At 51.4% G+C, this 1,207-nt stretch carries 1 protein-coding gene; it reads right to left on the reverse strand.

Annotation, left to right across the window (positions count from 1 at the left end; genetic code table 11):
- Window positions 1-16: 16 nt before the first annotated feature.
- A protein-coding gene (locus LVQ76_RS22270) for an IS3 family transposase (RefSeq protein ID WP_232922474.1) occupies window positions 17-1,128 on the reverse strand; the annotation gives its coding sequence in 2 pieces (ribosomal slippage) (window positions 17-867 and window positions 867-1,128; 1,113 coding nt in all).
- Window positions 1,129-1,207 lie beyond the last annotated feature (79 nt).

Here is a 1,207-nt window from a genome sequence, read left to right on the forward strand (position 1 = left end):
TGTAAGCACACCCGTTTTAGTTCCACGCACTTTTTGAGATTTCCGGGTTATCAGCCATCAGCCGGTATTCTTCCGGCGTCAGGTTATTCAGGGATTCATGAGGCCGCTCGCTGTTATATTCTGCCAACCAGCACTCCGTTATCTCCCGTGCTTCATTCAGTGTTCTGAACAGGTAAAAATCCAGTATTTCGGTCCGGTATGTTCGGTTAAAACGTTCGATAAACGCGTTCTGCGTTGGCTTTCCCGGCTTGATAAATTCCAGTAACACACCGTGCTCTTCGGCCCACTGCGCCAGAGCCAGTGATATCAGCTCCGGCCCGTTATCCATCCGCATCTTCAGCGGATATCCACGGTTTGCCACTATCCTGTCCAGCACCCGCACAACCCGCTGCGCCGGGATATTCAGGTCAATTTCTATGGCCAGAGCCTCGCGGTTAAAATCATCCACGACGTTGAAAGTCCGAAAACGTCGGCCACATGTCAGCGCGTCGTGCATAAAATCAATCGACCAGCTCTGGTTGAGTGCTTCCGGCGTTGCCAGCGGAGCCGGATTGCGCACCGGAAGACGTTGTTTCCCCTTGCGGCGAAAATTGAGTTTCAGCAGGCAGTAAATCCGGTGAACACGCTTATGATTCCAGGCGTTACCCTGCCTGCGAATCACCTGAAAAAGCTTCTTAAATCCGTATCGCGGATAGCGCTCTGCCAATTCAGTCAACGCCAGGATCACCGGTTCATCACGCCGGGTATCGGGCTGATAAAAATATACCGTCCTGCTCAGCGATACTGTCCTGCATGCCTGGCGGATGCTCATGGAAAATTGTGCAGCCAGATAGCTGACAAGTTCCCGCTTTATCGCTGGTTTTAAAGCTTTTTTTCGATAACGTCCTTCAGCGCCCGGCATTCCAGACTCAGATCGGCAAACATCTGCTTCAGACGACGGTTCTCGTCTTCAAGATCTTTTATTTTTTTGATATCAGCGGCTTCCATCCCGCCATATTTCGCCTTCCAGTTGTAGTAGCTGGCTTCGGAAATAGCGGCCTCGCGGCACACATCTTTGACGGTGCGCCCGGCTTCAACAGACTTCAGAACGGAGATGATCTGGTGCTCGGTGAATCGGATCTTACGCATAGCGATCTCCACAGGTGACATAATCAGTATGTCGGAAGATCTCTAAAAGTGAATGGCGCGGATTACGGGGATGCTTACA

This window comes from Buttiauxella cochleicola, from assembly GCF_021283185.1.
Taxonomy (GTDB): Bacteria; Pseudomonadota; Gammaproteobacteria; order Enterobacterales; family Enterobacteriaceae; genus Buttiauxella; species Buttiauxella massiliensis.